The sequence below is a fragment of the Holospora undulata HU1 genome, from assembly GCF_000388175.3.
Lineage (GTDB): Bacteria > Pseudomonadota > Alphaproteobacteria > Holosporales > Holosporaceae > Holospora > Holospora undulata_A.
The window spans coordinates 1-7,019 of the sequence record NZ_ARPM03000017.1 but is presented as its reverse complement, the minus strand read 5'-3'; the positions used below and the strand labels follow the sequence as shown (position 1 = coordinate 7,019).

Here is a 7,019-nt window from a genome sequence, read left to right as displayed (position 1 = left end):
TTTATTAAAACATTAATTATTATTTCAGGAGGGGATTTCAATGCTGTTAAACATTTATTTTGACACTTTCAACCCTTATGCCTACCATGGCAACGAAAATCGCCTGTCAGGCACCCCCATTGCCACGACGGCCTACACGCATGAACCTAGTGGGAGCCCTTGGATTTGACGCACATACACCTTACGGTGGGTATCCTTAAAAACCTTGAATAACGCTTATCTAAAGGCGCCTAAAACGCACCTGATCTTGATCTAGGTCCTTATAACACAAGCAAATATACCCAAAAAGCAGCAAAAGAAATGGGGGATTGAGGTGCATTATTTGCCACCCCCACAACAAGCTCCCCATCGAAGAATGAACATGTGCGCAATAATCGATTTTTCGTCTCTGCCAAAGAGTTTTGCAAGAGTATACTGCATTTTTTCGACCAAACCGGGGACAAGATCGCCATGGATCTTTTCGACCGCTCCAATGACAACTTTCAACGCATTAGTCCAACACTTTCAGTTTGATTTGGTATATGATCGTTCTGGAAAACGGCTCATCGATTGGGAATTTGTTAGTCACTCGAGTCAAACATTCAAACGATTTTTTTGAACGATTAAAAAAACAGAAAAGTTTATTTATATTGCGCAGATCATTGGGCAGGTTTTAATAAAATTATTCCAATCCCCCGAATCTTTTAGGGAAAAGATAAAACTTTTTCCATTGAACAAAATAACGCTCAACACCGCCATTGGTTTGCGAGATTTCGTCGAAAAACCATTGCAAATACACAATCACTTGAAATGCTGGAGGTAACACTGCGTATTTTTTCGGCACTTCACGTTAATAAAATTTTGAAAATCAATCATGCTATCTTTGGTTAAACCCCTCTTATTTTATGGTTTTTCAAGAGATCTAATTTAAAAACGCTGACTAAAAAATACTAATTTTAAAAAATTCTTGAAAAAAACAGAAAACTATAGCTCTTTTATTAAGATTCCTGTCTCTATATCTTCAATATTTTTCAGCATGAAGCTAAACTTTTCTGTATCGGGGGAAAACCCCCCTTTTTTACGGAAAGATACAAACATAATAAAATAGACTATTCCAGAGACATTTAACGTTTTTTGGGTAATTCTTCGTCACAAAGACCAAAACTTGTGATCGGTGAATTTTGAAATTCATCTTCAAGAGCGTTTCTATTGATATCTGCAATAGTTTTTACCAAATCCGCTATTACTCCACTAGGACACCTTTTCTTTCCTTGACCAGATCTTCCAAACATCCCCCCATTCATCACCCCTGAGAAAAACATTTTTAAAAGATTATAAGGGTGAAACGCACGAAAGTCTTCTCTGTGCATTCCACTTTCTACATACTGATTAATTGATTTTTTAGAGCTCTCTCTTAAAGGTTTTAAAAAACGATGAAAAATATTACTCTCAACATATTGTATTTGTGACACCTCTTCATTTACTGCCTTCAAACAAAACACTACACACTCTTCAAGAAGTTGCTTTCTTTCTTTCATCCGAGCATTAAAATATTTTTCGGAAAATTGCTTAAAAAATCCGCACATGCCTTGAAAATTAATTTCTCCAAAATACAAAATATCTTCGTCTTTTTTTCCTTCTATGTAAAGCTTTGGAAACTTTTTTCTTTGAATATACCCAGCTAAAAATTTACTTATTTCTTCGAAAATAAAATTTCTATTTTCTTTTTGTATTAAATAATTAGAAAATTGTTCGGTTTTTAAGACGTGATTAATCTTTCCTATCAAAAAATCATAATTTTCTCTTGAGTCATTGATGAATTTAGACATTCCTTGATAACAAAGATTTTTCTCTTCGACATCTCCCTCTTCCAGAAATTTTAAAAAACCAGAATCATTAATATCTTCAAATTTTTCTACTTTTTTCATGAAATCAAAAACTTCTTGAGCACATAAACTAAACCCCGCAATTGCTTCTTCTACGCTTTCTGGATCTCTAAAGCGATTGTAACTATCCACAACACATTCTAGTTTTTGACGCAACACACTCAAATTTTCTTCATTAATCGAAAAATTTTCTCCTTTAATACTATTCAAAATTTTATTAAAAAAATTATTAGAAAAATAAAACGTATAATTAGAAGGATACGCATGATTAACATTATTTTTAATTCTTTCGAAAAAATCCACTTTTACATCAATTTTTTGATTCTCAAAAAACAAACTCAAATCTTCTTCTGATTTTCTCAGAGCTGCACCATATTCGGTCGAACTTCGATCCATCTTTTTTCTAATTGTTTTTAATTTAAAATCTACCAAAGCTTTCACGCATGAAGATGAAGAATCATCTCCGTAAGGGAAACTCTTAAAAAGATTCCACACAAAATATTTTCCCCCTTCTTTAATCGATTCATTATGAAAAAATTGCAATGCATTTTCTCTATTATTCAAACTACTATCTTTACTTGTTATAATATTAAAATACTTCCCGAATAGAGAAAGATTGTCATACGCACTCTTATAAACAAAAGACAGACTGCTGTCTAATTCTTCATTAATTCGATTATAATTCAATTCTTGGTTAATTTGATTTTTGTCTAATTCTTCATTAATTCTATTATTACTAAATTCTTGGTCAATTAAGTGCTTAAATTTTAAAAATAAATAAAAATTGTCCATTTTAAATATTTGATATAAATTGTTTTTAATGCTTCTTTTTGAATGATCGGATATATCATTGAAAGAAATTCCAATAATTTCTAAATAATGTGCCTGTCTTTTTATACTAAAAGCATCATATGACAAAACATTTTCTAAAAGTTTGTTTTTTTGGGAAAGCGACAAATGTCTCATCATGTCCCTAACGAAATGAAACACTTTATCATTTTCAGAAAATTTACCTAATTCAATCACACCACAATCGAGAAAAATTTTCCAATCGTCTTGGATAGTTATTTCCATACGCTTTAATCGAGGTGCTAAAACTCTTTTTAAAGATTCAAGTTGTTTCAAATCTGTGTCTTTAGTATAGTTGGGTAAATTTTTTAAAATTTCAACCAAAAGATTTTTTTCTACTCCAGGATAAGCTTTGCTTAATTCTTGAAGCAAACGAATTCTTCCCCCCCCAAGAGTATCTGCTCTATCTTTTTCAATAAAAAATTTTAGTATTTGACTATATGTATCTTCTGAATTAAATACTGCGTTTAATAAGACGCTTTGCTGAATTCTCCTCATCATTTCAGAAAAAAACAATCCTTGACCCGTCCACCCAGTATCTTTCGCAAAAAAGTCCAAAACACGGTAAAAAAATTCTGGATTGGATTCTGTTAAAACAGAAAAAAAATTGTTGATTTTTTTTTCTTTTACAACGTAATCTAGTTCGCTAAAAATAGAATCTAGTTCTTTCAAAAAATTTTCTGGATTTTCAAAAAAAGTATTTACGGCATACTTAAAAAGATCTTGTTTACCCCAGATAGATAAATATTTCAATGTTTCAATAAAAGCCCCTTCTTTGTAAAATAAATTCCTGAGAGCAAGATCAAATAGACGCGCATATTCACTGAGCTCGCTTAAAAAATCAAAAACAATTTTTTTATTCGTTAGATCATCTGAGCTAAGCAAACAACTATAAATCCTGGAAAAAACATCTGGATGCATAAAATTTTCGCAAACGCCCTTGAACGAAAATTTTAAAATTTGATGAAGAGCTAACGGATTTTTAAATTTTTGAATAAGTTCAAAAAAATCTTCATCATTTAAAATTTTTCCCACAACACAAACATTAAAAATCCACGCTATGTCTTCTGAAGTTCCAGAATTTCTACTAATAAAATTTAATAAAGAGTCTGAAAAAGAATCTCTGTGACCTTGCCCACTTTTTACTTTAAAAGAATCTGAAGCACTAAAAGGGCTTCTTTCTAAAGCTACTTTGCACGCTTTAAGAATAGTGTCTGATCCAAAGGGATCATTTTCAAAAACAGAAACACGCCCTAATGCAGCCACTACAGGAAAAAAAGAATAATGGACCATACCAAAATCACGCAAAAAAAACACTAAATTTTCGACTATATTGCTTAAGGAGTTATACTTTCTAAGACTATACAATGTATCACGTACTTTTTTTACATCAACGTAAATACCAGAATTAAACGCCCTATTCAGAACAAATAATACCTTTCCTAAACAGAAAAAATTTTTTCCTGAAGCGTGAACTTTGTGCCAATCATAATTTTCATCACTAATATTCAGATTAAAAAAATTTTTCTTTTTACAAAGGTCAATATCTTTTAACCGTTTATCAAATAACTCACCAAATATTTCAGGATTGATGTTATTTAATACCCTTAAAACATACTTGCACACACCTGGCGCTAAAGCACGCATCACCTCAAAAAATCTTTCAGGAGTGACCTTCATTAAAGCTTGTCTTAATGCAGTTGCCCCAGAAGCATTCCTATTCAAAATCTTTTGCAACCCAGCTGGATCGTCAAAATTATCTATCAAAACGCAAGAAGCTTCCTGACTATAGTGCCCCTCACATTTTTTGGAAACAAATTCGTTTGCCAAAGTAGTTTCAAGAGTATTCAACTCAGCTTCTAGTGCAGCACTCTGCTGATTTTCAGGATGATTCTCGTTTCCTACAGGGGTTCCATAAGAGTTTTGAAAAAAAAATTCTACAAAAAATCCGCCAAACCCATTAATTATTAATGCTAATAAAATTTTTTTTCTCATGCGCACGAATCCCTTGTTTTTTTTATGTTAATGAGAGATTAACAAGAATTCAAGAGATTAAACTTTAAAAAAACCTAAAATACAAAATAATTTAATTTGTTATTAAAAAATTATTATGAATATAAAAATTTTTTTAAATTTACGTAAGCGCCGTCTAATCAAAAAACTGAACGATAAGGCACAAAAGTGATTACCGCTCTTTAAGAAAAAAAGATTTAAAATTAGAAGTTGATTTGAACCGTTTTTACCACACACTCCGAAAATTTTTTTTAAATCTATACTTTATATTTCACCAACTTTAAATTTTGTGCCAATCTTTTTCCGAACTAAACTTTTAGAGATCCCAAAAGATACGAAAAACTGATCTGTGATTGGCGCCATCTTTCTTTTTTATATTAAGAATTCATGAATTGTATGTAATCTTTTCGCTGTTTCTTATTTAATGCTGATGAAGAATCTTTTTCAACGTTCTCTTTTAAAGAAGCTGATGATGGGGAGAATGTTGGAGCATTAAATTTTGCTGATGATGGAGAGAATGTTAGAGGATTAAATTTTGCTGATGATGGAGAGAATGTTGGAGCATTAGAGTGTTTAGCTTTTTTTATATTATCTTTCAAAGGATCTACTAATTCTTTTTGGACATAGTCAATAAATTTAGAAAAATATTCTTTTTCCTTTTCGCCACAACTCTTAAGATCAAAATCAGAAGTCTGCATATAGAAGTCAAGACCTTTTTTTTCAACAGAGATAGAATCTTTGTAAATTAATTCTAATACCTTCGAAAAATTTTCTTTCATTTCATCAAAATTTTTGCTATTCTCTCTATTCTTTACATTATTAATGCTCGAAATTTGCACTTTCAGTTTATTCAATTCTTCATCCAAAAAAGTTACCTGCTCTTTAACTCTTGAAGACACGTTGTACCCTTCGTCTAATGGAGGAACTTTTGATGCCCCATCTCTTTGAGGATTTTCATAAAAGAGTTCAGATTGTTGGAAAACAAAAAGAGCAACACCAACCATTGTATGCAATGCTTCAGCCTTTTCGTGCATTTCACTTATCTTTTTAAACAGCCCTTCCGTATAACTAGATGATTGGTTTGATTTCCCGAAAGCCTTTCGATTTAAAGCTTTCATACACATCTGCCCCAAACTGGTTTGATCAAAAGTAAACGGAGAAGTCCAACCCGTACTGCCTTTCCCTTTGAATATCCTTTCTCTCTTCATTATTTGTTTGACATCTTCAATTAAAGCTTCTCTTAAAGTATCTTGATCTTGCTTCGTTATAGAAATAATTTCTTCATCAGTCAATTTTTTTGCACCATTCTTTATTTTTTGTAACGCATCTTTCATCCGATAAAGACGGCCTACTAAGTATGGAAGATTATCGTCTTCAAATTTTTTAAGCATATCTCCATTGAAGGATAAAAAACTCATAGAAACCACAGGTTGAACTAATGAAGTGTTGTTTATACCTGAAATTATCATGTTTTCTACATCATCAAAATTTTTTTTCATTTCTTTTTCAAAAGCTTCAGCTGTTTCCATTTCTTTACGTCGTCTTGTTTCTTTTTCTGTAGGGACGCTATAGTCTTGATTTCCACCAGCATATATGCAAGAACCTGACAAAAATATCAATACATACAATTTTTTTAAGTTTTTCATTATTAATATTGTTAAATATTTACATTCTTATTATATAATTAAAATGTAAATATTATATGTATAATTGATGTGCTGCAATTATTTTATACTTGATCAAAGATGGATTTATAGATAAGCCATTTTAAGTACGGTTCAAGTAATTTTCTTACCCGTTTGGTCTTTTACCATACTCCCCCTCACTTTTTTTCAGGTAGTTTAAAAGATCGCTGAAATCAAAGAATAAGAGTTTATCTTTGATCCATCTGAGTCCCCTTGTGAAGTATGAATAACAAAGGCGCTCTGACTGTTTTTTTTGTAAGCACATTCTTGTGTAAGACCCGTTATAGAAGCGTATAAAATAGCAACAGCGACAATGGTCATAAGTTTGGAAAGTCTTCCCAAATCTTTCATAGGGGTATTTTCAAGGGTAACCCCTTGCGTTTTCATAGTTCTGAACAGCCGTTCAATATCCCATCTTTGTTTGTTTAGTACCTGGTCTTTATCTTGAGCAAATGACAAGGTACGCATCTTTAATCTTTTTACCTACGCCCCCCTAGGATCATCCAGCATGTTACAGATGGCGGCTTTCGTCCGTATTTAGGTGAGTAAAAAAATCCTTCAAAGGCTTTTTAGAGGTGCCAAAGTTGGCCAATGGATTATCTTTTAT

The 7,019-nt window shown here is 31.8% G+C and carries 7 protein-coding genes; 2 read left to right on the top strand and 5 right to left on the bottom strand.

All coding sequences use genetic code 11. The features are described 5' to 3' along the window. Nucleotides 1-59 precede the first annotated feature (59 nt). A complete protein-coding gene (locus tag K737_RS09720; protein ID WP_161630378.1) occupies nucleotides 60-200 on the top strand; it encodes a hypothetical protein in 141 nt (46 codons plus the stop codon). Nucleotides 201-318: 118 nt separating this feature from the next. Here K737_RS09720 and K737_RS09715 read toward each other — a convergent pair whose 3' ends face one another. After that, the gene (locus K737_RS09715) at nucleotides 319-486 is read right to left on the bottom strand and encodes a hypothetical protein (protein ID WP_161630377.1); all 168 of its coding nucleotides are present in this window, start codon (nucleotides 484-486) and stop codon (nucleotides 319-321) included. Between K737_RS09715 and K737_RS11295 the strand changes: the two genes are divergently transcribed. Continuing rightward, nucleotides 473-598: a hypothetical protein gene (locus K737_RS11295; RefSeq protein WP_268743831.1), complete on the top strand. Its 126-nt coding sequence runs from the start codon at nucleotides 473-475 to the stop codon at nucleotides 596-598. The two genes, K737_RS09715 and K737_RS11295, sit on opposite strands and share 14 nt — an antisense overlap. 63 nt (nucleotides 599-661) lie before the next feature. Here K737_RS11295 and K737_RS10735 read toward each other — a convergent pair whose 3' ends face one another. The 4 genes from K737_RS10735 to K737_RS00170 form a co-directional block, all read right to left on the bottom strand. Further along, nucleotides 662-823 carry a hypothetical protein gene (locus tag K737_RS10735; RefSeq protein WP_235075630.1) on the bottom strand — a complete coding sequence of 54 codons (162 nt, stop codon included), beginning with the start codon at nucleotides 821-823 and terminating at the stop codon, nucleotides 662-664. A 280-nt stretch (nucleotides 824-1,103) separates the two neighbouring features. Then, nucleotides 1,104-4,709 (bottom strand): hypothetical protein, encoded by a 3,606-nt coding sequence (locus tag K737_RS00180; protein WP_006289839.1) that lies wholly within the window; start codon nucleotides 4,707-4,709, stop codon nucleotides 1,104-1,106. A 395-nt stretch (nucleotides 4,710-5,104) separates the two neighbouring features. Then, a complete protein-coding gene (locus tag K737_RS00175; protein ID WP_006289847.1) occupies nucleotides 5,105-6,373 on the bottom strand; it encodes a hypothetical protein in 1,269 nt (422 codons plus the stop codon). A gap of 195 nt (nucleotides 6,374-6,568) precedes the next feature. Then, a complete protein-coding gene (locus K737_RS00170; RefSeq protein WP_023491754.1) occupies nucleotides 6,569-6,880 on the bottom strand; it encodes a transposase in 312 nt (103 codons plus the stop codon). Nucleotides 6,881-7,019 lie beyond the last annotated feature (139 nt).

What these genes read in the sequence shown, in the direction of transcription:
- K737_RS11295 (WP_268743831.1), top strand. Translation starts at nt 473, where the DNA reads ATGACAACTTTCAACGCATTAGTCCAACACTTTCAGTTTGATTTGGTA.
- K737_RS00180 (WP_006289839.1), bottom strand. Translation starts at nt 4,709, where the DNA reads ATGAGAAAAAAAATTTTATTAGCATTAATAATTAATGGGTTTGGCGGA.
- K737_RS00175 (WP_006289847.1), bottom strand. Translation starts at nt 6,373, where the DNA reads ATGAAAAACTTAAAAAAATTGTATGTATTGATATTTTTGTCAGGTTCT.
- K737_RS00170 (WP_023491754.1), bottom strand. Translation starts at nt 6,880, where the DNA reads ATGCGTACCTTGTCATTTGCTCAAGATAAAGACCAGGTACTAAACAAA.